Consider the following 24,954-nt stretch of genomic DNA (forward strand, 5'->3'; position numbering starts at 1 on the left):
CCCCTCCCTTATGCCTTCAGCGCCAGCGCGGGCTGCCACGGGCCCAGATGCAACCGCCCGTCCGGTCCGGTGCTGACGCTGCCCAGCTCCTCGCCGATATGGTGCCAGTCCCCTGCGGGCATGTCGATCGTGGCCGGATCCCCCGACAGGTTCACCGCGACAAAGACCACCTCGCCCTCGTGTTCACGCGTGAAATGCACGACCGAGCCGGTGGCCGTCACTTTGGAATGCGTGCCCTTCATCAGCGCCGGATGCGCATGACGGAAGGCAATCGCGCGGCGGTAATGATGCAGCAGCGCGCCCGGGTCGTTCTCTTGCTCCGACACCGCCAGCGGCAGATGCGCATGGCTGACCGGCAACCACGGCTTCTCGGCCGAGAAGCCCGCGTTCTGGTTGGACTTGTCCCAGGCCATCGGGGTCCGGCAGCCGTCGCGGCCCTTGAACTCGGGCCAGAACTCGATGCCGTAAGGGTCCTGCAATTCCTCGAAGGCCAGCTCTGCCTCGGGCAGGCCCAGCTCTTCGCCCTGGTAGATGCAGACCGACCCGCGCAGGCACATGATGAGCGTCGTCAGACCGCGACAGGCCGCAGGCGACAGCCCCCAACGCGACACGTGCCGCACGACGTCATGGTTCGAGAACGCCCAGCAGGCCCAGCCCTCGGGCGCCTTGTCGTCGACCATGGCCAGCACCTGCTCGACCCGCGCGGCGTCCGGCAGCTTGTTCGACAGGAACTCGAAGGAATAGCACATGTGGACGCGGTTATGGCCCTTGGTGTACTCGCCCATGATCTCCAGCCCGCGTTGCGCGTCGCCGACCTCGCCCACCGCCGTCGAGCCAGGGTATTCATCCAGCAGCGCCCGGAACCGTTCAAGGAACGCCAGGTTCTCCGGCTGGTTCTTGTCATACAGGTGCAGCTGGTGGTTGTACGGGTTGACCTTCGGCGCGATGGAATCGTCGCGCTCTTCCGGCGGCAGCGGCGGGTTGTTCCGCAACTGCTTGTCGTGGAAGTAGAAGTTGATCGTATCCAGCCGGAACCCGTCGACCCCACGATCCAGCCAGAAACGCACCACGTTCAACAGCGCGTCCTGCACCTCGGGGTTGTGCAGGTTCAGGTCTGGCTGCTCGACAAGGAAGTTGTGCTGGTAATACTGCTCGCGCCGCGCGTCCCACTGCCAGCCCGGCCCGCCAAAGATCGACAGCCAGTTCGTCGGCGGCGTGCCATCGGGCTTCGGATCGGCCCAGACGTACCAGTCGGCCTTGGGGTTGTCCTTCGACGCGCGGCTCTCGACGAACCACGGATGCTGGTCCGAGGTATGCGACAGCACGAGGTCGATCATCACCTTGATGCCGAACTGATGCGCCGTCGCGACCATCACATCGAAATCCGCGAGGCTCCCGAACATCGGGTCAACGTCGCAGTAATCGCTGACGTCATAGCCGAAATCCTTCATCGGCGAGGTGAAGAACGGCGAAATCCAGATCGCATCCACGCCGAGGCTTGCGATATGCGGCAGCCGTCCGGTGATGCCGTTGATGTCGCCGATGCCGTCGCCGTTGCTGTCCTGATAAGAGCGCGGGTAGATCTGGTAGATCACCGCGCCGCGCCACCAGTCCTTGTCGATGTGTTGCTCGGTCATTGTCGTTCTTTCCTGTTCATGGACACGTGTCCCGGCCCTCCGGCCCGGCGCACGCCGCGTTTTCCTGATCTCAACCTCAAGGGGTTACAGTGCCAACCCATTGATTCAGAATAGTTGCGGATTGCGGAACCAAATTGCCGGCTGACAATTTGCCCCCGCAATCCCGTTTCACTTCACCGACCCGGCCAACAGGCCCCGCACAAGGTAGCGTTGCATGGCAAAGAACACCGCCAAGGGCACGGCGATGCTGACAAAGGCCGCCGTGGCAAGGATTTCCCAGTTGCCCCCACGGGTGCCCAGCAGCTCGACGATCTGGTTTGTCATCACCGTGGTCTGCCCCGTGGCGTCGATCAGGAACACCTTGGCCACCAGCAGGTCGTTCCACGTCCACAGGAACTGGAAGATCGCAAAGGAGGCCAGCGCCGGGTACGACAGCGGCAGGATGATCTTGGTAAAGATCTGGAACTCCGTCGCGCCATCCACCCGCGCGTTCTCGATGATGTCGCGCGGCAGGCCCGCCATGTAGTTGCGCAGAAGGTAGATGGCGAGTGGCAGCCCGAAGCCGGTATGCGCCAGCCACGTCCCGAGGTAGCCCTTGCCGATGCCGATCTGCAAATGCAGCTTCAGCAGCGGGATCAGCGCCAGTTGCAGCGGCACCACCAGAAGCCCCACGACAAAGGCGATCAGCAGCGCCCGGCCCGGAAAATCCATCCACGCCAAGGCATAAGCGGCAAAGGCCGCCACCACGATGGGAATGATCGTCGCCGGGATCGTCACGGTCAGCGTGTTGAAAAACGCCTTCGCCATGCTGTCGGTGGAATTGCCCGAGAAGAGCACCTGTTCGTAGTTGGCGAGCGTGAACTCCGGCGGCACCTCGGCGGTGACAAAGACCCGCTGCCCACGCGACCCTTCCATCTGAACGGGCGCCTCCATGCGGTAATCGCCGTTCTCCTGCACGGTGATCCGCTCTCCGGCGCGGGTTTCGGCGGTCTCGCCAACCGCATAGGCCGACACATCGCGCGATGACGTGCCCCAGGTCGAGATCGGCGCGGGTTTGGCCCCCTCCTCCTCGAAGAGGTTCCCCTCGATGACCCAGAGATCGCCCTCCTGCACCTGCGTGTCCGGCGCGGCGGTGCGCAGCGTCAGGTTCTGCTCGGCGGCAAAGGGGGCCTTCCACCAGCCCGTCGTGGCGATCTGGTCCGCCGTCCGGAAGGACGACACGAACAGGCCCACGGTCGGGAACAGCCACAGCGCCACGATCAGAACGACCGAGATATTGACCGCCCAGCTCAGCGAGGACTTCGATCCTGCGATATTGTCCATGATACCCTCCCCAGGCTCAGCGCATCTCGCGGCGCGCCTGCACCACGTTCCAGACCAGGATCGGCGTCACCAGCACCATGATGATGATCGCCGAGGCCGATCCCACGCCCCAGTCACTGGCGCGGAACAGCTTGTCGAACATGTAGTTGGCCAGAACCTGCGTACCCCATTGGCCGTTGGTCATGGCGAAGACGATGTCGAAGACCTTGAGCACCACCAGCGTGATCGTCGTCCAGACCACCATGATGGTCGGGTAGATCTGCGGCACCTTGATCTTGAAGAAGATCTGGAACGGGTTCGCCCCGTCGACGATGGCCGCCTCGACGGTCTCCTCGGGGATGCCGCGCAGGGCCGCCGAGAGGATCACCATGGCAAAGCCGGTCTGGATCCAGATCAGCACCACCATGAGAAAGAAGTTGTTCCAGAAGGGCAGCGTCAGCCATTGCTGCGGCTCGGTGCCGCCGAACCAGACGTAAAGCGCGTTCAGCACGCCGATCTGCTCCGTGCCGGCCGGGCGGGCGTCATAGACCAGCTTCCAGATCACCGAGGCGCCCACGAACGAAATCGCCATGGGCATGAAGATCAGCGATTTCGCGATGTTGCCCCATTTCAGCCGGTCGGTCAGCTGGGCCACCAGCAACCCCAGCACCGTGGACATGGCCGGCACCACGATCAGCCAGAGCATGTTGTTGCGCATGGCCTCCCAGAACTTCGGCTCGGAGAACATCTGGGCATAGTTGGCCAGTCCGACAAAGGCACCGCCCTTGTCCCGGTCGGTCAGCGACAGGCGCAGCGTCTCGACCACCGGGTAAGCGAGATACAGCGACAGGGCAAAGAGCGCAGGAAAGAGGAACAGCCAGGGCCGCACCATGTTGGCGCGGTTGATGTTGCGCCCCGCGTTCGGCCCCTTGGCGGGGAACAACACGCGGTCGAGGAACTGGTTGGAAAAGTAGAAGTAGGCCACACAGGCCCCCACGCCGATCACGATGGTCAACAGACCCGCTATTGCCGGATGCATGGCCGCGTCCCCTCCCCGAGAATGTGCCTTGGGATGCGTATGGCCGCCGCCGTCGGGCCGTCCGGCCCCGTGTCAGCGGGGCGCACCGCGCGCCCCGGACCTGTTCCGGGGCCTCGGCGTCGAGGCCCCGAAGTCTGTCGCGAGGTCCCGGGACAAGCCCGGGACGCAAGGCTCTTACTTCAGCGCGTCCCAGGACGACTGGATCGCATCGCCGACCTCCTGCGCGGACTTGCCGCCCGCGTAGTCGACCATGCCGGTCCAGAAGGACCCCGCACCCACGCCGCCCGGCATGAGGTCCGACCCGTCAAAGCGGAAGGTCGTCGCGCCCAGCAGGATCTCGTTCATCTTGCGCAGGGTCGGGTCGCTGAAGGCATCCGCGTTCACACCCTTGTGCGGCGTGAGGAAGCCCTTCATCGCCATCCAGGTCTCGTGCGCCTCGGGGGTCTCCAGCCATGCAATCAGGTCATGCGCGGCGGGGCTGTCGTTGGTGATCGCCCAGAGCGTGCCCGCGCCCAGCACCGGCGAGCCGAGGTCCTTCTCGGCATAGGCCGGGAAGTAGAAGAAATCCGCATCCTCGCCCACCGAGGTGCCCTCGGGGAAGAAGGCCGGGATGAAGGACGCCTGGCGGTGCATGTAGCACTGCGGCGGCGCGGCAAAGAGGCCCTTGGGGCTGTCGCGGAAGTCGGTCGACGCCACCGCGCCCTTGCCGCCTGCGACGTATTGATCCTGGATGAACCAGCCGAATTCGTCGATCGCGGCCACGACCTTGGGATCGTTGAACTTCAGGTCGTTCTTGACCCATGCGTCATAGTCCTCGGGGGACTGGGTGCGCAGCATCATATCCTCGACCCAGTCGGTCGCGGGCCAGCCGGTCGCGCCGCCCGATCCCAGACCGATGCACCACGGCGTACCGCCATCCGCGACGATCTGGTCGGTCAGGGCCTTGAGCTCTTCCATGGTCTGCGGGATCTCGTAGCCGGCATCCTCGAAGTTCTCGGGCACGTACCAGACCAGCGATTTCAGGTCGACCTTGTAGAAGAAGCCATAGAGGTGATCCGCGCCATCCGCACCGGTGTAGGTGCCGAGGTCCACCCAGGACTGACCGGCGGCGTAGTTTTCCTTCACCCAGTCGGCGGTGCCCTCGGCCAGCGGCGTCAGGAAGCCGCGGCGCGCCATGTCGGCGGCCAGACCCGGCTGCGGGAAGACCGACACATTCGGCGCGCTGCCCGCCTCGGCGTCCACCACGATCTGCTGCTCGAAGCTGTCCGAACCCACGTAGGACACGTTGTGCCCCGAGGTTTCGGCGAACTTGGCCAGCACGGTCTCGACCATTTCCTGGTCGGCACCAAGCCACGGACCAAAGACCGTCAGGTCCTCTGCCTGCGCGGCCCCTGCCCCCAGCGCGACCAGCGCCACACCAGCATAAAGCGATTTCTTCATTCGTTGACCTCCCTGAAGCCCACCCCTCGGCGGACGTATCCCTGTCAATGGCGCATCGGGTGATTCCAAATCTCCCAAAGCGCTTTGAACGCCATCAACCTGAGGCAAAGCCTAGGGCGAGTCAACGTGGAGTCCAATCATTTGTTCAGAAATTCATGCTGCACCGCAGCTAGACCCAATGCTTCACAACACACGATACGACAGATCGAACCTTGACAAAGTCAAAGCGCTTTGAAGACATGGCGATATGAACCTTAAACAACTCTCCGAACACCTTGGGTTGTCCCAGACCACCGTCAGCCGCGCGTTGAACGGCTATCCCGAGGTGTCCGAAAAGACGCGCCTGCGGGTCCAGCAGGCGGCGCGACAACTCAACTACAGCCCCAACACCCGCGCCAAGAGCCTTGCGACGGGGCGGACCCATGCCATCGGTCACGTCCTGCCGATCTCGGCCAGCCACGAGATGGTGAACCCCGTGTTCGGCGACTTCATCGCCGGGGCCGGGGCGACCTATTCGGACCATGGCTACGAGATCGTCATCAGCCTGGTGAAGGATCAGGACGAGGCCGAAGCCTATCGCAGCCTGCATGCCCGTGGGTCGGTCGACGGAATCATCGTGCATGGCCCGCGCATGAGGGACCCGCGTATCCCGCTGCTGCGTGAACTTGGCCTGCCCTTCGTGGTCCATGGCCGCGCCTCGGATGAACCGGACCCCTACAGCTGGCTGGACATCAACAACCAGCGCGCCTTTGAACGGGCGACGGAGTTCCTGCTGGACCTCGGCCATCGCCGCATCGCGCTGGTGAACGGGCTTGAGTTCATGGATTTCGCCTACCGCCGCAGGCTTGGCTTTGAAAAGGCCCTGAGCGAGCGCGGCCTGCGCGCCGACCCGGCCCTGATGCGCTCCGAGGAGATGACGGAGATCTTCGGCTACCGTTCCGCGCGCGAGATGCTGGCCTCGGACCAGCCGCCCACGGCCTTCCTCGTGTCCTCGATGATTACGGCCATCGGCATCCGCCGCGCCATCCACGAGGCGGGCCTCGAGATGGGGCGCGACGTGTCGGTCATCACCCATGACGACGATCTGGGCTATCTCAAGAACGGCCATTCCGTGCCGATCTTCACCGCCACGCGGTCCTCCGTCCGGGTGGCGGGTGAACGCGCCGCCGCCATGCTGCTCGACTGTATCCGTGATCCCGGATGCGTCCCGAAAACCCAGCTGATGGAGGCCGAGCTGATCATCGGCGCCTCCACCGGCCCTGCCCTTTAGGACCCTCATGCGACACAAGCGATCCGATTTCCCCGAAGGCTTCCTTTTCGGGACCGCCACCTCGTCTTACCAGATCGAAGGCCACGCGCAGGGCGGCGCCGGCCGCAGCATCTGGGACGACTTCGCCGCGACGCCGGGCAATGTCGTGCGGGCCGAGAGCGGCGCGCGGGCCTGCGATCACTACACCCGCTACGAGGCCGACCTCGACCTTGTCGCGGCGGCGGGCTTCGACTGTTACCGCTTTTCGCTGAGCTGGGCGCGGGTGCTGCCCGAGGGGCGCGGCGCGGTGAACACCGAAGGGCTGGATTTCTACGACCGGCTGACCGACGCCATGCTGGAACGCGGATTGAAGCCTGCCGCAACATTATATCATTGGGAGCTGCCTTCGGCGCTTCAGGACATGGGCGGCTGGCGCAACCGCGATATCGCGTCGTGGTTCGCGGACTATTCGCAGGTCATCATGGAGCGCATCGGCGACCGCATGTGGTCGGTCGCCCCGATCAACGAGCCGTGGTGCGTCGCATGGCTGTCGCATTTCATGGGCCTGCATGCGCCGGGCGTGCGCGACATCCGCGCCGCCGCCCGCGCGATGCATCACGTGCTGCTGGCCCATGGCCGGGCGATCGAGGTGATGCGCGCATTGGGAATGGCGAACCTCGGCGCGGTGGTGAACATGGAATGGGCCATGCCCGCCGATGACACCCCCGAGGCCGCACAGGCCGCCGCCCGCTACGATGCGATCTACAACCGTTGGTTCCTGTCGGGCCTGTTCAAGGGCGCGTACCCGGCGCTGGCGCTGGAGGGGCTGGAGCCGCACATGCCAAAGGGCTGGCAGAACGATTTCCCGACCATCCAGGCGCCGCTGGATTGGTGCGGGCTGAACTACTACACGCGCAAGCTGTTGGCGGCGGATGCTGGGCCATGGCCCGCCGTGCGTGAGGTCGAGGGCCCGCTGCCCAAGACCCTGATGGATTGGGAAATCTTCCCCGAGGGGCTCTATCAGTTTCTCAAACGCACCGCGTCTGAATACACCGGCGATCTGCCGCTTTACGTGACCGAGAACGGCATGGCCTCGCGCGATGTCCTGCAGGACGGCCATGTCTACGACGAGGGTCGCGTGGCCTATATCGACAACCACCTCGAAGCGGTGCGGCGCGCGCAGGCAGAGGGCGTGCCGGTGGACGGCTACTTTGTCTGGTCGCTTCTGGACAATTACGAATGGGCGCTGGGGTATGAAAAGCGCTTCGGACTGGTGCATGTGGATTTCGACACGCTGGTGCGGACGCCGAAATCCTCCTACCATGCCCTGACCGCTGCCCTGAAAGCCTGAGGACCATGCAGAAGCCCGTTTCCATCTCCGTCGATATCGGCGGCACGAACACCCGCGTCGCGCTGTGCGAGGATGGCGAGGTGCTGACCGAGACGATCCAGCGTTACCGCAACGCCGAGCACCCGGCGCTGGAACCGATCCTCGACGCCTATCTGGCGAATTATCCCATGGTGGCCGCGATCTGCATCGACATGGCCGGCCCGGTGAAGGACGGCGTGGGCACGCTGACGAACCTCGACTGGACGATCGACGCGGGGGCCTTGTCGGCGCGCACCGGGGGCGCGCGGGTGGCGGTGCTGAACGATCTTCAGGCTCAGGGGCATTCCGTGGCGCACCTGTCCGCGGACAGCCTGCTGACGCTGCTGCCGGGCCAGCCCGCACCAGAGGCTTCGGTGCGGCTGGTGGTGAATGTCGGCACCGGGCTGAACGCCGTGCCGGTGCATACCTCGGGCGCGCTGACGCTGGTGCCCGCCGCAGAGGCCGGGCACATCACCTTGCAGGCGCGCGATGCGCTGGAACTGCGGTTGCTGGAGTGGCTCTGTGCCCGGATCCCATCGGCGGGGCTGGAGGAGGTGCTGTCGGGGCGCGGCCTGGAACACCTGCACGCCTTTGTCTGCGCCGATGAAGGCGCGGGAACACCGCTGGACGCCGCCGGGATCATGGCGGCCTTCACGGCGGGTGACGCACAGGCGGTCCGCGCCGCGCGGCTGTTCACCAGCTACCTCGGGCGCTATTGCGGCGACCTGTCGCTGACGAACCTGCCGTTCGGTGGCGTTTACCTGGTGGGCGGCGTGGCCAAACACCTTGGACCACACCTGATGAACCTGGGCTTTGCCGAAGCCTTCCGCGACAAGGGGCGCTTTGCGCAATTCATGGAACAATTCCCGGTACATCTGGTGACCGACGATTACGCCGCCCTGCGCGGCTGCGCGGCGCATCTGGCGGAACTGCAGCGCGCCGCCTGACGGGTTTCGCGGGCAATGCCCGCGACCCGCCGGGGGGCGTTGCCCCCGAACCCCCAAGGTATTTCAGTCAAGATGAAGGCAAGGAGCGCCGTGCCTGCTCTTCATCTTGATCCAAATATCCTCGGGGGGACGCTCCGCAGGAGCGTTGGGGGCAGAGCCCCCTGCCCGGCGCGACATTACATGCCGTCGTCATGTGTCTTGTCCTGCCCCACGAATCCGGTCATGAAGCGAGCATGACCCTGCGCGCCATTCTCCTCATGATCCTCTCCATGGCCCTGCTGGCCGGGTCGGATGCCTTCTACAAGCTGGCGACGCAAATCGCCCCGATCGGGCAAGTGATGACGCTGGTGTCGCTGGGGGGCACGGCGCTGTTCGTTGCCATGGCGGCGGTGATGGGTGTGCGGCTGGTCACGCGCGACGCGTTGCATCCGATGATCCTGCTGCGCAATGCCTTCGAGGTGATCGGTGCCATCGGGCTGGTGACGGGGATTGCGCATGTGTCGTTGCCGGTCTTTGCCGCGATCATCCAGACCGGGCCGCTGGTGGTGACGGTGGGTGCCGCGATCTTCCTCAAGGAAGAGATCGGCCCGCGCCGCTGGGCCGCCGTCGCCATCGGGCTGTTCGGGATGCTGCTGGTGATCCGGCCCTGGTCGGCCACCTTCACCGGGTGGGAGCTGTTTGCCGTCATGGGGATCGCGGGGCTGTCAGGGCGCGACCTGGTCACGCGGCTGTCGCCCTCGCATATCCCGGCGCTGGCGATTTCAACCTGGGGGTTCGGGATCACCATTCCGGCGGGGATGGTGCTTTGGCTGCTGGCCGAGACCCCGGCGGACTGGAGCGCGCCGACGCTGTGGTTTGTGCTGGGCGCGGTCGTGGTGACCACGACCGGATACCTCGCCATCACCACGGCGATGCGGCTTGCGCCTGCCTCCATCGTGGCCCCTTTCCGCTATACGCGGCTGATTTTTACCCCGGCGCTGGGGATGCTGATCTTTGGCGACCGGCCGGACCTGATGACCTATGTCGGCGCGGCGGTGATCTTTGCCGCCGGTCTCTATACCTTCGTGCGCGAGCGTGCCTTGGCCCGACAGGTCGCGCCCGTGGCCACAGGGGGCCTGCCCCCCGCGCGCGCCGCGAAATAATCGCGTTCAGAGGCCGGAGTTCGCCAAAGCCTGTTTGAAGTGCTGCACCCATTCATGGGACGTATCTTCGAGGCAATCGGCCACCGGCCAATGCGGCGAAGCTTCGATGCGGTGCAGCACGGTCCAGGCGAGTCCGTAGGCGGTTTCCCCTGAGGCCGGCAGGATCGCCACAAGCGCGCGGATCTCGTCAGCGGTCAGCGGTTCGGGATCGTCGTCCAGCTCTTTCAGGAGTTGCTCTGCCCGGACCAGGGCCTCGTAGGGCATGTCATCGAACAGCGCCGCGACCTCGTCACGCAATGCAACGCACACTTGTCTCATCAAACCCTCCTGCAACTACGTCGGCCCGGTGTGGCATCACCCTATGCCCTTCGGGCGGAATTGCCATGGCGTTAGCGCAACCTGTGTGCAACAGGCGCCGTTAGCGATAACACGACCGTTTACAAACCCATGCCGCGCGTGCAACACAGCCGCGAACGCCTTTTGACGCGTGCCAAAGGAGACCCCCATGAGCACCATCATCGACATCCACGCCCGCGAGATCCTCGACAGCCGCGGCAACCCCACCGTCGAAGTCGACGTCACCCTCGAAGACGGCACCTTTGGCCGCGCCGCCGTGCCCTCGGGTGCCTCGACCGGCGTGCACGAGGCCGTGGAAAAGCGCGACGGCGACAAGGCGCGCTACATGGGCAAGGGCGTGCTGGAGGCCGTGGCCTCGGTCAACGGCGAGATCGCCGAAACCATCGTCGGCTTTGACGCGCTGGAGCAGGTCGCCATCGACATGACGATGATCGAGCTCGACGGCACCGACAACAAGGGCCGCCTGGGCGCCAACGCCATCCTCGGCGTGTCGCTGGCCGTGGCCAAGGCCGCTGCCGATTTCTCGGGCCAGCCGCTGTTCCGCTACGTGGGCGGCACCTCGGCGCGCACCCTGCCCGTTCCGATGATGAACATCATCAACGGCGGCGAGCATGCCGACAACCCGATCGACATCCAGGAATTCATGATCATGCCGGTGAGCGCGGAGAACATCCGCGAGGCCGTGCGCATGGGTTCCGAAGTCTTCCACACGCTGAAGAAGGAGCTGTCCGCCGCTGGCCTGTCCACCGGCATCGGCGACGAGGGCGGCTTTGCCCCCAATATCGGCTCCTCCCGCCAAGCGCTGGATTTCATCCTGAACTCCATCGAGAAGGCCGGCTACAAGCCCGGCGACGACATCATGCTGGCGCTCGACGCGGCCTCGACCGAGTACTTCCGCGATGGCAAGTACGAGATGAAGGGCGAGGGCCTGTCGCTGACCCCGGCGGAAAACGTCGCCTACCTTGAGGCGCTGGTGAACGACTACCCGATCCTGTCGATCGAGGACGGCTGCGCCGAGGACGACTGGGAAGGCTGGAAGCTGCTGACCGACACGCTGGGCGACCGCGTGCAGCTGGTGGGTGACGATCTATTCGTGACCAACCCGGCGCGTCTGTCCATGGGCATCGAGCGCGGCTGCGCGAATTCCATGCTGGTGAAGGTCAACCAGATCGGCACCCTGACGGAGACGCTTCAGGCGGTGGAAATGGCGCATCGCGCGCGCATGACCAACGTCATGTCGCACCGCTCGGGCGAGACCGAGGACGCCACGATTGCCGACCTCGCCGTGGCCACCAACTGCGGCCAGATCAAGACCGGCTCGCTGGCGCGCTCGGACCGGCTTGCGAAGTACAACCAGCTGATCCGCATCGAGGAGATGCTTGAAGACACGGCGATCTATGCCGGGCGCTCCATCCTGCGCTGATAAACAAAATCCCTGTCAACCCTGGATTGACAAAACTATACGAAAGAGTCGCCCTGCGCGACTTGGCAGCAGAAACTCTTTCGGCGACTCTTGATGGGTTACAGGTGGGAATTGGCCTGTCGTTGACGCGACAGGCCATTTTCAGATTTAAGGATGATTTGGAATGTCGCGCGCTTCCTACGAGGACCGTTTGGAAGACATACGGAGAACTGAGTATGGTTCCCGTCTCGAGACATTCACGCGACACGCAGGCGTCCTGACCGGAGCCCTTGTTGTCTGGCTCGCCTTCGACCAGCCGGTCGCGATTGCCTGGGGCTTGCTGCATTCCCTCTTGCAGATCGTCTTTGCGCTGGTCCTGACCAACCGCATTCCGATGCCCGCGCGAGAACGCTACCGTGCTGCCATCGCGCTGTATACGCTGACGGGACTGAACTACGCCGCGTACCCGCTGCACCTGCTGGCCAGCGCCGCCCCCCTGCCGCTGATGATCGCCGCTGGCTGCGGTCTTTTCAGCCAAGGCATGTACATCCTGCAGCGGCGGCAGCTGGAATTCGGCATCGTGGTGATCGACGTGCTGCAAAGCACCGCCGTCACCATGATCTTCATCCTCGTGATGCTGCCACAGGTCTCGTCGCTCCGGGACAGTTTTGTCGTTTGCGCAGTTCCCTGCGTCCTGCTGACCTACCATCTGGTCGCCCTGTTCAGCGGCTTGCGCCAGCAACAACAGCTGCGCGAGACCCAGGCGCGCTACGCCGCCTCCCAGAAGGCCCGCGCCCTGAACCAGTTCGTCGGCGGCGTCGCGCATGACTTCAATAACCAGCTGACGGCGATCCTGGGCCACCTCGAACTTCATGATGTGCTGGACGATCCCGCGGAACGCCGCGACGCGCTCGACGAAAGCCGCCGTGCCGCGCGGCGCGCCGCACTGACCGTCCAGCAATTGCTGGCATCCTCCGGCCGGACGCGGCTGAACCCGCGCGCGGTGCCACTGGCGGACGTCCTGGCCAACCTGAAACTGGTGCTCGGGGACCTTCTGGGCCCGGGAATGCGCGTCACCGTGGTGCCCCCGCCCGACGCCGCGACGGCCTGGGTGGATGCCGACATGCTGGAAACCTGCCTGATCCAGCTGTGCCTGAACGCCCAGGACGCCACGCTGGGCCAGGGCAAAATCCGCCTGTGGGTCGAGGTCTCCGACGCTGTGCCTTCGCTGGATCCAGCCCCCGACGCGCAAGGCCCCTACGCCACACTGACGTGCGAAGACAACGGGCCCGGCGTCCCCAAGGAAGCGCTGCCGCTTCTGGCGGAACCCTTCTACACGACGAAAAACGCCCACGAGGGCGCGGGCCTTGGCCTCTCGGCGGTAGCGGGCTTTGCCCGGCAATCGGGCGGCGTGCTGTCGATCACCCAGGCACCGCTGGCAGGACTGCGCGTCGCCCTCATCCTGCCGGTCGAAAGGCCCGTCGCCCCGCCACCGCGTCCCAAGGTCACTCCGGCAGAAGGATCGTCAAGCCCCGAACCAACCCGGACCAGCACATCCAGACGACAGGCATCGCGTCGCTTCAGCGATCAGCTTTCCGGTTCCTGATAGACACCCTGCGCCTTCAGCGCATCCACCACTTCCTTCGGCATGTAGGTCTCGTCGTGCTTGGCGAGGATCTCGCTGGCCTCGAATACGCCGTTCACATACCGCCCGGTGCCAACCATGCCCTGGTTTTCCTTGAACAGATCCGGCAGCACCCCGGTAAAGACCACCGGCACAGTCGCCCCACCGTCGGTCACGGAAAAGCGCACCGTCTCGCCATCGCCCCGTACAAGCGTCCCCCCCTCGACCAAACCGCCGATCCGGAACACCTCGTTCGCGGCGGGCGGCTCCTCCATCACCTGGCTGGGCGAGCGAAAGAAATTGATCCCGTCGCGCATGGCATAGCCAATCAGGCCCGTCGATGCGATCAGGGCCACCGCCGCCAGCGCAACCACCTGGATACGCCGCTGCTTTTTCAGCGATTTCAAAGCCATCCCATTCCTCCCGCAACAGTCATGCAGAGCTATATATGCGATTCCACTTACCAAGGGGAGAGGTGCGGCGCTTTGACCATCGTCAAACGCCCTTCTCCTTCATCTTGATCCAAATACCCTCGGGGTCCGGGGCAGAGCCCCGGAACGGCCCCGGGGCTGCCGCAGGCAGGACCGGGGCTCACATGCGCGCGTCAGCGCACAATGTGCCAGATCACGGGAAGCACGGCGCCAGCATCAGACCGGCGGTTTCTTCCACGCCCAGCATCAGGTTGGCGTTCTGCAGCGCCTGACCCGAGGACCCCTTGCACAGGTTGTCCAGCGTCGCCACGACGATGGTCCGCCCCGAAATCCGGTCTGCCACCACGCCGATATGCACGAAGTTCGAGCCGCGCACGTGATGCGTCGAGGGCGTCTCGCCCATGGGCAGCACCTCGATGAAGGGTTCGTCGGCGTAGGCCGCCGCCAGCGTGTCGTGGACCGCCTGCGCCTCGCCCTTCACGTAGCCGGTGGCGAGGATGCCCCGGTTGAACGGGCCGAGGTGCGGCGTGAACTGGATCTTTACCTCGCGCCCGGCGATCCTGGAAAACTCCTGGTCGAACTCGCCCAGGTGCCGGTGCGTGCCGCCGACCGAATAGGCGTTGGTCCCCTCGGACAGTTCGGCATGCAGCAGGTTCTCCTTCAGCGACCGCCCGGCCCCGGAGACCCCGCATTGCAGGTCGAGGATGATGTCGTCGAGGTCGATCACGCCCTTGGCGATCAGCGGACGCAGGATGTACTGCCCCGTCGCCGCATTGCAGCCTGTGCCTGCCACCAGCCGCGCGCCCGCGATCTCGTCGCGGTAGAACTCGGTCAGGCCGTAGACGGCTTCCTTCTGCATCTCGACGGCGGCGTGGTCGTTGCCGTACCACTTCTTGTATTCCGCCGGATCGCGCAGCCGGAAATCCGCGCTGAGGTCGACGATCTTCACCGTGGTCGGCAGCTTGGAAATCACCTCCTGCGAGGTCTTGTGCGGCAGGGCGCAGAAACACAGGTCGATCTGGTCAAAGTCGATCTGCTCCCATGTCACCAGTTCCGGCAGGTCAAGGTGCCGCAGGTGCGGGAAGACCGCCGACAAGGGCTGACCCGCCTTGGAATTCGCGGCCAAAGCCTTGATTTCAAAAGACGGATGGGTGGCGATCAGCCGGATAAGCTCTGCGCCGGTATAGCCGGACGCACCAATGATGGCGATGGAATGGGTCATGGGACACCTATGTCGAGGAAAAGCAGAAAAGACGGCAGGGCAAACACAAGGGACGCGCCGCAAGCGGCACGTGTCGGTTTATCGTCGCAGCGAAAGGGCAAGAATGCCAGCCATGCAAAGTCTCCTTGTGCGCTTCAATATATCCCGCGCCGCGTGAAATCAATGGCCTCGGGTCCCCTGCCCGCTTGCGCGCCTTATGTGGACGCGCCATGGTCAAACCATGCCTGCACAGCCCACCGACAGCCCGGTTTCCTTTCTGCGCCTGTTCTGGCGCATGGGCGGCTGGCTGTCTCTGATCCCGTTGGTGATTACCCTTGGGCTGACGCTGGCCAGTCACCTGACGCTGGGTCTGGCGGACCGGTTCGACACCGAGGGACGCGAGACCGTCGGCACGGTGATCGACCGGGAGATCAGCATTTCGCGCGACAGCGACGGCGACGAGAGCCGGTCCTACCTGCTGACGATCCGCTTTGACACCAGCGCCGGGCGCGAGGTGGTCACACAGAAGAGCACCGGGTCGACCTTCTACCACGAACACGACATCGGGTCCGACCTGACCCTGTGGTATCTCGACTCCGATCCCGACCGGATCGAGCTGTCGCGCGGCGAGAACCGCACCGCATCCACGATCACCCAGCTTCTGGCGCTGGTCTTTGGGGTGCTTTGCCTCGTGGCGCTGTGGTTCCCCGCCCGCCGCGCGGTGGCGGCCCTGCGCGCGCGGATGTACGGCGCCGAGGAAACGGCCCGCGTGCTCGACATCCAGCGCAGCAATATCACGGTGAACAATCACCGCCTGTACCGTCTGAGTTGGCAGGAAAAGTCCGGGCGGCGTGGCCAATCCCTCGCCTACCGCCGCGAGATGCTGGAGCCGTGGCAGCCCGGCTCTGCGATCACCGTTTACCAGGGGATCAAGCGCGGCTGGTGGTCCGGTGACGTCGGCCTGCGCTGAACGCACGCCCCGCTTGCAATCGAGTTTCTCAACACACCTGCGAAAATTCAAAGAACCATATATTTGCTTCAACTTCTCCAGAAGATGAACGTCCAAGCAGATCTTTAAGATTTGAATGGAATCCTAGTCATCACCGGGGGCGAGACGAGGTGCGGCAGCAATGCCCCTCGGATCGAGGAGGATGACGCAGATGACAGTTTCCACCGGATCCAGTTCCAGCGGTTTCAAGGGCATGAACGTCGTGGATTTCGAGGCCGTCGGCCAGTCCGGCCCGGGCTCCGGTTCCGTCAAGAAATCCGGCCCCAGCGGCGACGAGATCTTTCGCGCCATCTACATCAGCCACACCCGCGTGCGCCTCGCCGACGAGCAACTCGACGCGATCATGAACGATCTCTACCGCCGCAATACCATCCAGAAGATTTCCGGGCTGCTGCTCTACAAATCGCGCAGCTTCTTCGAGGTGCTGGAGGGCCCGCAAGACATCATTCTCCCCGCGCTCGACCGGATCTTTCAGGACCGTCGCCACTTCAAGATGAAGGTGATGATGTACCAGCAAGTGAAGCAGCGCCGCTTCGAAGGCTGGTCCATGGGCTTCCGCCGCCTCGACGGGTCTGTGTCGCGTCAGCCCTGCTATTTCAACCTGACACGTCGCGATCTGGAACAGCGCTTCCCGCGCGGTGCCTCGCGCGAGATCCTGTTCTTCCTGCGTGGCTACCTGACCGCCCGCTTTCCCCCGGTCGAAGAGCCCGAGATCAACATCGAATGCAAGGTCAGCCAGAACCTGGGCCGCCTCGCGCCGCCGGTGGCGCACCGCAGCGCCGCGCGTCCGGCCCCAAGGCCCGCGGACCTCGGCGGGCCGGCTTACGGCAACCCGATGCTTACGCCTTTTCGAAACTGATCTGGCGCTTGAGGAAACTGGTGGCGTGGCGCGAGACCTTGGCCGGATCGCCCGTGGTCAGGAACTTCGACACCGTTCCGCGTCCCATCATGTCGGGATGGCGGGTCAGGTAGTCGGCAAGGCTTTCGGGGACCAGGTCCGCCTGGCTCAAAAGCTTGACCTCCGGCCCCAGCGCGTCTTGGAAGATGTCGAACATCAACGGGTAATGCGTGCAGCCGAGGATCGCCGCCTGCGGGTCGGGCATCTTGCGCTTCAGCGCGTCGACATGGCTACGCACCAGCGCTTCGGCCAGGATCATATCCCCCTCTTCGATCGCATCCACCAGACCGCCACAGGCCTGCGCCTCGACATCGACACCGATGGCACGGAAGGCCAGTTCCCGCTGGAACGCGCGCGAGCGCACCGTGGCGGGCGTGGCAAACAGGGCGACATGCTGCACGCTGACTTCGCGCGGCGGAGAGTTGTCGCCCCACTGGCGTTCGGTCAGCGCCTCGATCAGCGGAACGAAGACCCCCAGCACGCGCTTGTCACGGGGAATCCAGCTTTCCTGCATCCGCCGCAGCGCCGCCGCCGAGGCCGTGTTGCAGGCCAGAACCACAAGGTCACAGCCCTCGTCCCACAGCCGTTCGACAGCGGCGGTCGTCAGTTGGTAGATGTCCTCGGCATCACGCACGCCGTAGGGCGCATGGGCATTGTCGCCAAAGTAGACAAAGGGCACATCCGGCAGCCGTTTCACCGCCGCGTCCAGAACCGTCAGGCCGCCCAGGCCCGAATCGAACACCCCAACTGCCATCGCTCTCGCCCCTATGCCGCCCGGTTTTACTGCCGGGACCTGTGCTTCTCTTCGAACTCGAAGCCGTAGTCGTATGTCCGCATCGGCTCTGGCGACAACTCATAAGTGCTTCTGCGCAGGAAATCCATCATCGCGCGTGCGTCACCGGCGCGCGCGGCAAGCGCCTCGGCAGGGATCGGCTGCCCGATCACGACGCGCACCGGCGTATCGACCCGCTTGCGGAACTCCTTTATCAGAAGACCCATGCGCAGGTTGGTGTGCAGATGCGACGCCAGCTGGAACAGCCGCGAGGTATGACCATCGAAATAGATCGGCACCACGGTCGCGCCGCTCTTTGAAATCATCCTGGCCGTGAAGGTCCGCCAACCGGGATCCAGCGGCTGGCCAAAGGGCTTTGCCGCCGTCGCCACGGTGCCGCCCGGAAAGATGCCGATGCAGCCGCCCTGCCCCAGGTAACGCAGGCTTTCGCGGCGCGTCTCGAGGTTCAGCGCCACGGCCTCCTTCGTCTCGTCGAAGGAAATCGGCAGGATGATGCGGTTCAGCTCCTCCGCCTTGCGAAAGATGCGATGCGCGAGGATGCGGAAATCGCCCCGAACGACCGACAGGATATGCCCCAGCATCAACCCGTCGAGGATGCCGTAAGGGTGGTTGGCGATCACCACCAGCGGCCCGTCCTTCGGCAGGTTGTCCAGCGATCCGCCGACCACCTCCAGTTGCAAGCCATAGCGATCCACCATGACCTGCCAGAAATCGCGCCCGCCCGCGACCTCGTGCTCGTAGCCCGCCGCCCGCCGGATAAGCGACAGCCGGCCGGTGGCGTTTTCCATCAGGCGGATCAAGGCACGCCCGCCGCGCGACTGCGCCGAATGCGCGTAGGAGATATCCCGCGCCACGTCCCGCCGCTGCTCCATCATGCCAAACGCTCCCTGCTCTGTCGGCTCCCTAATCGGGTTCGCGCCTTCTGAACAGATCCTGTGACGGTTTAATGAAGGTATCGTGACGCGCCGGGCGGATCGGACGACACTGATAAACGGAGGCCGATCCTTGCACGCTCCAGCTTCTTTGGTTTCCCAAATACCTTGGGGGGTGTGGGGGGCAAAGCCCCCCGCCGTCGCGCGCAGCGCGACAAACTATAACCGGCTCTTGGGGGCAGCGCCCCCGCCGTCGCGCACAGCGCGACAGGCCATATTTAGGTCTGGGGGGCAAAGCCCCCCGGGCGGTCGTTCGAGCAACGCGCGGGCGACCTCGCGAGCGTGCGAAAGGCTACTCCGCCGCGGCCTTCAGCGGCGCACCACCAGCGCGCAAGACCGACAGTAATTCCTCGCGGCGCTTCTCGGCCTTCGCGGCATTCGCCAGCTTCACCGGACCAAAGCCCCGGATCGACAGTGGCAGCTCCGCCAGCGCCACCAGCGCGTCCATGACCTCGGGCGCGGCCTTCGGCAGCCATGCCGCCATATCCGCCTCGTATTGCGCGATCAGGGCGCGTTCCATGCGGCGCTCTTCGGTGCGGCCAAAGACGTCCAGTGCAGTCCCCCGCAGGCGTTTCATCCGCGCCAGCCAGCGAAAGCCCGTCAGCATCTTCGGCCCAAAGGTCTTTTTCATCGGACGCCCGTCCGCGCCCTCCTGGCTGATGAGCGGCGGTGCGAGGTGGAAGGTCATCTCGAAATCGCCGTCGAACACCGCCCGCGCCTTGGCCTCGGTCTCCAGATGCAGGCGGGCGACTTCGTATTCGTCCTTGTAGGCCAAGAGCTTGTGATAGCCCTTTGCCACGGCCTCCTTCAGGCGCGGATCGGGAATGTCGCGCAGCAGGCGACGGTACTTGGCGGCCAGCGCCTCGTCCTGGTACTTCACCAGATGGTCGGCGCGGAAGGCGATCTTTTCGTCCAGCGACTTGGGCTTCTCGACGACCGTCGACACCAGCAGCGCCGCTGCGTCCTTGGGGTGGGTGACGGCCCACCGCCCGATCTCGAAGGCGCGCAGGTTGCCCGCCACCGCCGCGCCGTTCAATTCGATGGCGTCGCGGATCGCCTCCAGCGACAGCGGCACCAGCCCCTGTTGCCAGGCCGCGCCGAGGATCATGACGTTAGAAAAGATCGAATCCCCAAGCGCAACCCGCGCCAGTTCGGAGGCATTGAAAAAGGCCACCCGGTCCTGCAGCCGCGCCTGAAGCGCGACCGTCAGACGGTCGCTGGGAAGCTGGAATTCCGTGTTCCGGGTGAATTCACCGGTGATGATTTCATGGCTGTTCACCACCGCCCCGGTACGTCCCGTGCGCGTCAGTCCCAGCGTCTTGGCCCCGGCAGAGACCACCAGATCGCCGCCGATCAGCGCATCGGCCTCGCCCGTCGCGACGCGCACCGCCGAAATGTCATCGGGTTTTTCCGCCAGCCGCAGGTGGATATGCACCGCGCCGCCCTTCTGCGCGAGGCCCGCCATCTCCATCATGGCCGCGCCCTTGCCGTCGATCTGCGCCGCCTGTGCCAGCACAGCGCCGATGGTCACGACGCCCGTACCGCCGACGCCGGTGACAACGATGTTCCATGTGCCCTGGATGGACGGCAATGCCGGGGCCGGCAAGTCTGGCAGGTCCAGGGTGCGTGTCTCGGCCTTCTTCACCCGCGCCCCTTCCAGCGTCACGAACGAGGGGCAAAACCCTTTCAGGCAAGAGAAATCCTTGTTGCAGGCCGATTGGTCGATCGCCCGCTTGCGGCCCAGTTCGGTTTCTTCGGGCACGATGGCGACGCAGTTCGACTGCACGCCACAATCGCCGCAGCCCTCGCAGACGTCGGTGTTGATAAAGACGCGGCGGTCCGGGTCGGGGAACTTGCCGCGTTTCCGCCTGCGGCGCTTCTCGGCGGCGCAGGTCTGGACGTACAGCAGCACCGAGACACCGGGATGCTGCGCCAGCCCCTTTTGCACGGTTTCCAGATCGGCGCGTTCGTGCATGGTGACGCCTTCGGGGAAGGCCGCGACCTCCTCCTTTTCATCCACCACCACGGCGACGCGCTCGACACCCATGGCCATGACCTCGGCGGCGATGCGCTGTGGTGTCAGGCCGCCTTCGTTCGACTGGCCGCCGGTCATGGCGACCGCGTCGTTGAAGAGGATCTTGTATGTCATGTTCGTGCCAGCAGCGAGCGCCGCGCGGATCGCTTGCACACCGCTGTGGTTGTAGGTTCCGTCGCCAAGGTTCTGAAAGACGTGCTCCCGCGTGGAGAACGGTGCCTCGCCGATCCAGTTCGCCCCTTCGGCCCCCATGTGGGTAAAGCCCTGTGTCGAGCGGTCCATCCATTGCACCATGTAGTGACAGCCGATCCCGGCATAGGCGCGCGACCCCTCGGGGACCTTTGTGGACGAGTTGTGCGGGCATCCGGCGCAGAACCACGGCGTGCGCTGCGCGATTTCCTCGGCATTGTCGGCGCGTGTGGCTTCCTCGATACGAGTCAGACCGGCCTTCACGCCCTCGGTGCCGCGCCCTTCCTCGACGAGGATCTCTCCCAGCTTGCGCGCAATCCACACCGGGTCCAGCGCGCCGCGCGTCGGGAACAGTTCCTCGCGGTGCATCGCGCCCGAGCCGCCCTTGTACCAGCCATAAACGCGCCGCCCGCGGCGGTCGTCAAAGATCGCCTCCTTGACCTGCACCTCGATCAGCTTGCGCTTTTCCTCGACGATCACGATCAGGTCGAGCCCTTCGGCCCAGTCGTGAAAGCCCTGCATGTCCAGCGGGAAGACCTGACCGACCTTGTAGGTGGTGATCCCCAGACGCTCGGCCTCTTGTTCATCAATGCCCAGCAAGGACATGGCGTGCAGCAGGTCGAGCCAATTCTTGCCCGCCGCGACAAAACCGACCTTGGCCCCCGGCTTGCCCCAGACGCGTTTGTCCATCCCGTTGGCACGGCTGAACGCCTCGGCGGCAAAGCGTTTGTAGTCGATCATGCGCGTTTCCTGCGCGTGGGGCGTATCCGCCAGCCGGATGTTCAGCCCGCCTTCGGGCATGACGAATTCCGGCTCGACCAATTGCACCCGGTCGATGCGGCCATCGACGACCGCCGTGGCCTCGACCGTGTCCTTCATGGTCTTGAGGCCGACCCAGACCCCGGCAAAGCGCGACAGCGCATAGCCATAAAGCCCATAGTCGATGATTTCCTGCACGCCCGCCGGGGAAACGACCGGCATGTAGGCATCCACCAGCGCCCATTCCGACTGGTGCAGCACGGTGGAGGACTCGCCTGTGTGGTCATCCCCCATGGCCATCAGCACGCCGCCGTGCTTCGACGTTCCGGCCATGTTGGCGTGGCGCATCGCGTCGCCGGAGCGGTCCACACCCGGTCCCTTGCCGTACCAAAGGCCAAAGACCCCGTCGAACTTGCCCTCGCCGCGCAATTCGGCCTGTTGCGCCCCCCAAAGCGCCGTGGCCGCGAGGTCCTCGTTCAGGCCTTCCTTGAACAGGATGTCGTTGGCTTTCAGCTGCTTCTCGGCGCGGTGCATCATCATGTCGACCGCCCCAAGCGGCGAGCCGCGATAGCCGGTACACAGCCCTGCCGTGTTCAACCCCGCCGCCCGGTCGCGCGCTTTCTGCGTCAGCATGAGGCGGACCAGCGCCTGCGTGCCGTTCAGCAGCACGGTGTCCTTGCTCAGATCGAAACGGTCGTTCAGGGTAATGCGATGCTTGCTCATGTCCTGCGCCTCCCAACGCGAAGATGTGGGCATTCTAGCAGCAGAATAGGTCAAAAACGCTGACCTTCATAGGCAAAATTTCGTTATATACCTGATGTTAAGTCAACTTGTTATTCAAATGACAGATTCTACCGTCTATGACAGCGCCAACAGTCGAAAGTGTTTGGTATGGATTGGGACAAGCTCAGAATATTTCACGCTGTGGCCGACGCCGGCAGCCTGACGCATGCCGGTGACGCGCTGCATCTGTCGCAATCCGCCGTCTCGCGGCAGATCCGCGCGCTGGAAGAGTCGCTGAACACCACCCTGTTCCACCGCCATGCGCGCGGGCTGATTCTCACCGAGCAGGGCGAACTGCTGTTTGACGCCACTTCGGCCATGAACAAGCGCATCGACAGCGCCACCGCCCGCATCCGTGACAGTGAGGAGGAAGTGTTCGGCGAGCTGCGCGTCACCACCACCCACGGGTTCGGCGCGCTCTGGCTGGCCCCGCGTCTGGCGAAGCTTTACGAGAAATATCCCGATCTGAAGATCGACCTGATGCTGGAAGAACGCGTGCTCGACCTGCCCATGCGCGAGGCTGACGTGGCCATTCGCATGAAGGAACCCAGCCAGGCCGACCTGATCCGCAAGCGGCTGATGGGCATCCGGATGCGCATGTATGCCTCGCCCGATTACCTGGCGGAGCATGGCGAGCCGACGAAGCTGGAGCAGTTGCACGATCACCGGCTGATCTGCCAGAAGCCGGGCGCGCCGCAGGTGCTGGCAGGTGAACAACTGGTGCAAAGCCTGTTTGCCCATGACGTGCAGACCAGCCTGACGGTGAACAACTACTTCGGCGTGTTGCAGGCCGTAATCGCGAACCTCGGGATCGGCGTCCTGCCCGACTACATCATCGAGGACTTCCCGACGATGGTCCGCGTCTTTCCGGAAATCGAAAGCGTCGAGGTGCCTGTTTTCTTGGCATACCCGGAAGAACTCCGGCAATCCAAGCGTGTGGCCGCGTTCCGCGATTTCGTCCAGGATGAAATTATCGCCCATCGCCGCCAGCGAAAAGCGATGGGAACGGACTAAGCACAACCCTGACCAGAGAATCACAGTGTGGTATGCACGTCACGCATAGCGGGAATGCTGCGTCTGCGACATGAATGCTCTTGATCGAGTCACATGCGGTGATTTAATCGGCAGGTGAAGGAGCGATGCATATGCAATGCACCTTCAACCTCCCTGTTGGACTACGGCCGAGCTTTTGCTCGGCCTTTTTTTTGGTCGCATGGCAAGGTTATCCACCCTCACCCCCTTTTAACCCGAGCGGGTCACACTACTGTCGCAGCATCTGTGCACCGACAGGTAAAGGAACCGTCAATGCCGTCACACCGCCTCGCACGCCCTGTCTGGGTCGCGGCCGGCAGCGTCGCGCTGGCATTGGGCGTAATCGGCATCGCGCTGCCGATCCTTCCCACGACTCCCTTCCTGCTGCTCGCGGGGCTCTGCTACGGCAAGGGGTCGCCGCGTCTGCGACTGTGGCTGGAAACACATCCTCGGTTTGGCCCGCCGATCCTCGCGTGGGAGCGGTCGGGCGCCATCGCGCGCCCGCACAAGCGCCTCGCCGTCACCATGATGGCCGCCGCCTTCGTGCTCAGCCTTGCCATGGGCCTGCCCGCCTATGCCTTGGCGCTTCAGGCCGCCTGCCTGATCGGGGCAGGCACCTTTGTCTGGACGCGGCCCGACGCCTGAAGCCAGACGCCGGAACGGAGCCTGACCAAAAAACCTGCGCGCCGCAGGCGCACCGTTGGATCACCGCTCCCACTCTTGCAGCGTCCCGTATTTCCGTTACGCTTCGCACGACTTTTCCCGACATCAGTTTTCCAATGGACCTTTCATGAGAACCACGCAACATCTCTCCTGTTCCTGCGGCAAGACCAACTGGTCGCTGTCCGCGCAGGCCCCGGGGCGCCACATCGTCTGCTATTGCAAGGACTGTCAGGCCTTCGCCCGCCACACAGGCCACCCCGAGATCCTCGCCCCGCACGGTGGCACCCATATCTGGCAGACCACGCCCGACGGGCTGCATTTCACCTCTGGCGCTGACCTGAACTGCCTGCGCCTGTCGCCCAGGGGATTGTTGCGCTGGTACGCCGCCTGCTGTGGTTCCCCCATCGCCAACACCCTGCCGAAACCCACGATCCCCTTCATCGGCGCGATTGTCCCGGCCCCCGCCGAATGCCTCGGCCCGCCAAAGGGCCGCGTGAACACCGACAGCACGCGCGGCGCGGTCAAGGAAAAGGGATTCGAAGCGGCAGGCGCCACCCTGATCGGCCGCGCCATTGGCGCCTTCTTTCGGCAAAAGACCCAAAGCCCCTTCTTCACCGAAGAGGGCACACCGATGCGCGACCCCAAGGTGCTGACCCTCGCCGAACGCAACGCCGCCAGCACCGGACCGGCCTGAACGCCCATGGCCCCCTTCCCCCTGCCG

At 64.5% G+C, this 24,954-nt stretch carries 21 protein-coding genes; 11 read left to right on the plus strand and 10 right to left on the minus strand.

Translation table 11 applies throughout. The annotated features are described in order from the left end of the window. Nucleotides 1-8: 8 nt before the first annotated feature. The 4 genes from ACP16H_RS03710 to ACP16H_RS03725 all read right to left on the minus strand — a co-directional run bounded on the left by ACP16H_RS03710 (nucleotide 9) and on the right by ACP16H_RS03725 (nucleotide 5,418). Complete coding sequence (locus ACP16H_RS03710; protein WP_425070905.1) at nucleotides 9-1,637, minus strand: alpha-amylase family glycosyl hydrolase; 1,629 nt, start codon at nucleotides 1,635-1,637, stop codon at nucleotides 9-11. Between the two features lie 168 nt (nucleotides 1,638-1,805). Beyond that, the gene (locus ACP16H_RS03715; protein WP_425070906.1) at nucleotides 1,806-2,960 is read right to left on the minus strand and encodes a carbohydrate ABC transporter permease; all 1,155 of its coding nucleotides are present in this window, start codon (nucleotides 2,958-2,960) and stop codon (nucleotides 1,806-1,808) included. Between the two features lie 16 nt (nucleotides 2,961-2,976). Continuing rightward, complete coding sequence (locus ACP16H_RS03720; RefSeq protein WP_425070907.1) at nucleotides 2,977-3,978, minus strand: carbohydrate ABC transporter permease; 1,002 nt, start codon at nucleotides 3,976-3,978, stop codon at nucleotides 2,977-2,979. 174 nt (nucleotides 3,979-4,152) lie between these two features. Further along, nucleotides 4,153-5,418, minus strand: a complete 1,266-nt coding sequence (locus ACP16H_RS03725; protein WP_425070908.1) for an ABC transporter substrate-binding protein — start codon at nucleotides 5,416-5,418, stop codon at nucleotides 4,153-4,155. Between the two features lie 247 nt (nucleotides 5,419-5,665). On the opposite strand from ACP16H_RS03725, the gene ACP16H_RS03730 reads away from it, so the two are divergent. From ACP16H_RS03730 to ACP16H_RS03745, 4 genes are all read left to right on the plus strand, one after another. Beyond that, the gene (locus tag ACP16H_RS03730; protein WP_425070909.1) at nucleotides 5,666-6,688 is read left to right on the plus strand and encodes a LacI family DNA-binding transcriptional regulator; all 1,023 of its coding nucleotides are present in this window, start codon (nucleotides 5,666-5,668) and stop codon (nucleotides 6,686-6,688) included. 7 nt (nucleotides 6,689-6,695) lie between these two features. Beyond that, nucleotides 6,696-8,018, plus strand: a complete 1,323-nt coding sequence (locus ACP16H_RS03735; protein WP_425070910.1) for a GH1 family beta-glucosidase — start codon at nucleotides 6,696-6,698, stop codon at nucleotides 8,016-8,018. A gap of 5 nt (nucleotides 8,019-8,023) precedes the next feature. Next, complete coding sequence (locus ACP16H_RS03740) at nucleotides 8,024-8,983, plus strand: ROK family protein (RefSeq protein ID WP_425070911.1); 960 nt, start codon at nucleotides 8,024-8,026, stop codon at nucleotides 8,981-8,983. A gap of 233 nt (nucleotides 8,984-9,216) precedes the next feature. Then, entirely contained in the window at nucleotides 9,217-10,125 is a 909-nt protein-coding gene (locus tag ACP16H_RS03745) for a DMT family transporter (protein WP_425070912.1), read from the plus strand. 6 nt (nucleotides 10,126-10,131) lie between these two features. Here ACP16H_RS03745 and ACP16H_RS03750 read toward each other — a convergent pair whose 3' ends face one another. Continuing rightward, entirely contained in the window at nucleotides 10,132-10,443 is a 312-nt protein-coding gene (locus ACP16H_RS03750; protein ID WP_425070913.1) for a hypothetical protein, read from the minus strand. A 187-nt stretch (nucleotides 10,444-10,630) separates the two neighbouring features. Here ACP16H_RS03750 and eno point away from each other — a divergent pair, with 187 nt between their 5' ends. After that, complete coding sequence (gene eno / locus ACP16H_RS03755; RefSeq protein ID WP_425070914.1) at nucleotides 10,631-11,905, plus strand: phosphopyruvate hydratase; 1,275 nt, start codon at nucleotides 10,631-10,633, stop codon at nucleotides 11,903-11,905. Between the two features lie 163 nt (nucleotides 11,906-12,068). Beyond that, the gene (locus tag ACP16H_RS03760; protein WP_425070915.1) at nucleotides 12,069-13,490 is read left to right on the plus strand and encodes a sensor histidine kinase; all 1,422 of its coding nucleotides are present in this window, start codon (nucleotides 12,069-12,071) and stop codon (nucleotides 13,488-13,490) included. Here the strand turns inward: ACP16H_RS03760 and ccmE are convergent. Together ccmE and argC are read right to left on the minus strand one after the other, a co-directional pair. Next, entirely contained in the window at nucleotides 13,472-13,921 is a 450-nt protein-coding gene (gene ccmE, locus ACP16H_RS03765; RefSeq protein WP_425070916.1) for a cytochrome c maturation protein CcmE, read from the minus strand. The two genes, ACP16H_RS03760 and ccmE, sit on opposite strands and share 19 nt — an antisense overlap. A gap of 211 nt (nucleotides 13,922-14,132) precedes the next feature. Further along, nucleotides 14,133-15,161, minus strand: a complete 1,029-nt coding sequence (gene argC / locus ACP16H_RS03770) for an N-acetyl-gamma-glutamyl-phosphate reductase (protein ID WP_425070917.1) — start codon at nucleotides 15,159-15,161, stop codon at nucleotides 14,133-14,135. A 220-nt stretch (nucleotides 15,162-15,381) separates the two neighbouring features. Between argC and ACP16H_RS03775 the strand changes: the two genes are divergently transcribed. Further along, a complete protein-coding gene (locus ACP16H_RS03775; protein ID WP_425070918.1) occupies nucleotides 15,382-16,110 on the plus strand; it encodes a DUF3592 domain-containing protein in 729 nt (242 codons plus the stop codon). Nucleotides 16,111-16,300: 190 nt separating this feature from the next. Beyond that, nucleotides 16,301-17,008 carry a BLUF domain-containing protein gene (locus ACP16H_RS03780; RefSeq protein ID WP_425070919.1) on the plus strand — a complete coding sequence of 236 codons (708 nt, stop codon included), beginning with the start codon at nucleotides 16,301-16,303 and terminating at the stop codon, nucleotides 17,006-17,008. Here ACP16H_RS03780 and murI read toward each other — a convergent pair. From murI to ACP16H_RS03795, 3 genes are all read right to left on the minus strand, one after another. Next, the gene (gene murI / locus ACP16H_RS03785; protein WP_425070920.1) at nucleotides 16,989-17,801 is read right to left on the minus strand and encodes a glutamate racemase; all 813 of its coding nucleotides are present in this window, start codon (nucleotides 17,799-17,801) and stop codon (nucleotides 16,989-16,991) included. The genes ACP16H_RS03780 and murI overlap by 20 nt on opposite strands. 26 nt (nucleotides 17,802-17,827) lie before the next feature. Further along, nucleotides 17,828-18,712, minus strand: a complete 885-nt coding sequence (locus ACP16H_RS03790) for a lysophospholipid acyltransferase family protein (protein ID WP_425071127.1) — start codon at nucleotides 18,710-18,712, stop codon at nucleotides 17,828-17,830. A 352-nt stretch (nucleotides 18,713-19,064) separates the two neighbouring features. After that, complete coding sequence (locus tag ACP16H_RS03795; protein ID WP_425070921.1) at nucleotides 19,065-22,478, minus strand: indolepyruvate ferredoxin oxidoreductase family protein; 3,414 nt, start codon at nucleotides 22,476-22,478, stop codon at nucleotides 19,065-19,067. Nucleotides 22,479-22,646: 168 nt separating this feature from the next. Here ACP16H_RS03795 and ACP16H_RS03800 point away from each other — a divergent pair, with 168 nt between their 5' ends. The 3 genes from ACP16H_RS03800 (at nucleotide 22,647) to ACP16H_RS03810 (ending at nucleotide 24,927) form a co-directional block, all read left to right on the plus strand. Beyond that, nucleotides 22,647-23,552, plus strand: a complete 906-nt coding sequence (locus ACP16H_RS03800) for a LysR family transcriptional regulator (RefSeq protein WP_425070922.1) — start codon at nucleotides 22,647-22,649, stop codon at nucleotides 23,550-23,552. A 291-nt stretch (nucleotides 23,553-23,843) separates the two neighbouring features. Continuing rightward, nucleotides 23,844-24,215, plus strand: coding sequence for a YbaN family protein (locus ACP16H_RS03805; RefSeq protein ID WP_425070923.1), 372 nt, complete (start codon nucleotides 23,844-23,846; stop codon nucleotides 24,213-24,215). A gap of 145 nt (nucleotides 24,216-24,360) precedes the next feature. Continuing rightward, complete coding sequence (locus tag ACP16H_RS03810) at nucleotides 24,361-24,927, plus strand: DUF6151 family protein (protein ID WP_425070924.1); 567 nt, start codon at nucleotides 24,361-24,363, stop codon at nucleotides 24,925-24,927. Nucleotides 24,928-24,954 lie beyond the last annotated feature (27 nt).

Source organism: Sagittula sp. S175 (assembly GCF_049800975.1).
Lineage (GTDB): Bacteria > Pseudomonadota > Alphaproteobacteria > Rhodobacterales > Rhodobacteraceae > Sagittula.

Coding starts and splice junctions, on each gene's coding strand:
- ccmE (WP_425070916.1), bottom strand. CDS start 13,921: ATGGCTTTGAAATCGCTGAAAAAGCAGCGGCGTATCCAGGTGGTTGCG.
- ACP16H_RS03730 (WP_425070909.1), top strand. CDS start 5,666: ATGAACCTTAAACAACTCTCCGAACACCTTGGGTTGTCCCAGACCACC.
- ACP16H_RS03780 (WP_425070919.1), top strand. CDS start 16,301: ATGACAGTTTCCACCGGATCCAGTTCCAGCGGTTTCAAGGGCATGAAC.
- ACP16H_RS03795 (WP_425070921.1), bottom strand. CDS start 22,478: ATGAGCAAGCATCGCATTACCCTGAACGACCGTTTCGATCTGAGCAAG.
- ACP16H_RS03745 (WP_425070912.1), top strand. CDS start 9,217: ATGACCCTGCGCGCCATTCTCCTCATGATCCTCTCCATGGCCCTGCTG.
- ACP16H_RS03740 (WP_425070911.1), top strand. CDS start 8,024: ATGCAGAAGCCCGTTTCCATCTCCGTCGATATCGGCGGCACGAACACC.
- ACP16H_RS03750 (WP_425070913.1), bottom strand. CDS start 10,443: ATGAGACAAGTGTGCGTTGCATTGCGTGACGAGGTCGCGGCGCTGTTC.
- ACP16H_RS03760 (WP_425070915.1), top strand. CDS start 12,069: ATGTCGCGCGCTTCCTACGAGGACCGTTTGGAAGACATACGGAGAACT.
- argC (WP_425070917.1), bottom strand. CDS start 15,161: ATGACCCATTCCATCGCCATCATTGGTGCGTCCGGCTATACCGGCGCA.
- ACP16H_RS03800 (WP_425070922.1), top strand. CDS start 22,647: ATGGATTGGGACAAGCTCAGAATATTTCACGCTGTGGCCGACGCCGGC.
- ACP16H_RS03805 (WP_425070923.1), top strand. CDS start 23,844: ATGCCGTCACACCGCCTCGCACGCCCTGTCTGGGTCGCGGCCGGCAGC.
- ACP16H_RS03810 (WP_425070924.1), top strand. CDS start 24,361: ATGAGAACCACGCAACATCTCTCCTGTTCCTGCGGCAAGACCAACTGG.
- ACP16H_RS03725 (WP_425070908.1), bottom strand. CDS start 5,418: ATGAAGAAATCGCTTTATGCTGGTGTGGCGCTGGTCGCGCTGGGGGCA.
- ACP16H_RS03790 (WP_425071127.1), bottom strand. CDS start 18,712: ATGGAGCAGCGGCGGGACGTGGCGCGGGATATCTCCTACGCGCATTCG.
- ACP16H_RS03715 (WP_425070906.1), bottom strand. CDS start 2,960: ATGGACAATATCGCAGGATCGAAGTCCTCGCTGAGCTGGGCGGTCAAT.
- ACP16H_RS03720 (WP_425070907.1), bottom strand. CDS start 3,978: ATGCATCCGGCAATAGCGGGTCTGTTGACCATCGTGATCGGCGTGGGG.
- ACP16H_RS03735 (WP_425070910.1), top strand. CDS start 6,696: ATGCGACACAAGCGATCCGATTTCCCCGAAGGCTTCCTTTTCGGGACC.
- ACP16H_RS03710 (WP_425070905.1), bottom strand. CDS start 1,637: ATGACCGAGCAACACATCGACAAGGACTGGTGGCGCGGCGCGGTGATC.
- eno (WP_425070914.1), top strand. CDS start 10,631: ATGAGCACCATCATCGACATCCACGCCCGCGAGATCCTCGACAGCCGC.
- ACP16H_RS03775 (WP_425070918.1), top strand. CDS start 15,382: ATGCCTGCACAGCCCACCGACAGCCCGGTTTCCTTTCTGCGCCTGTTC.
- murI (WP_425070920.1), bottom strand. CDS start 17,801: ATGGCAGTTGGGGTGTTCGATTCGGGCCTGGGCGGCCTGACGGTTCTG.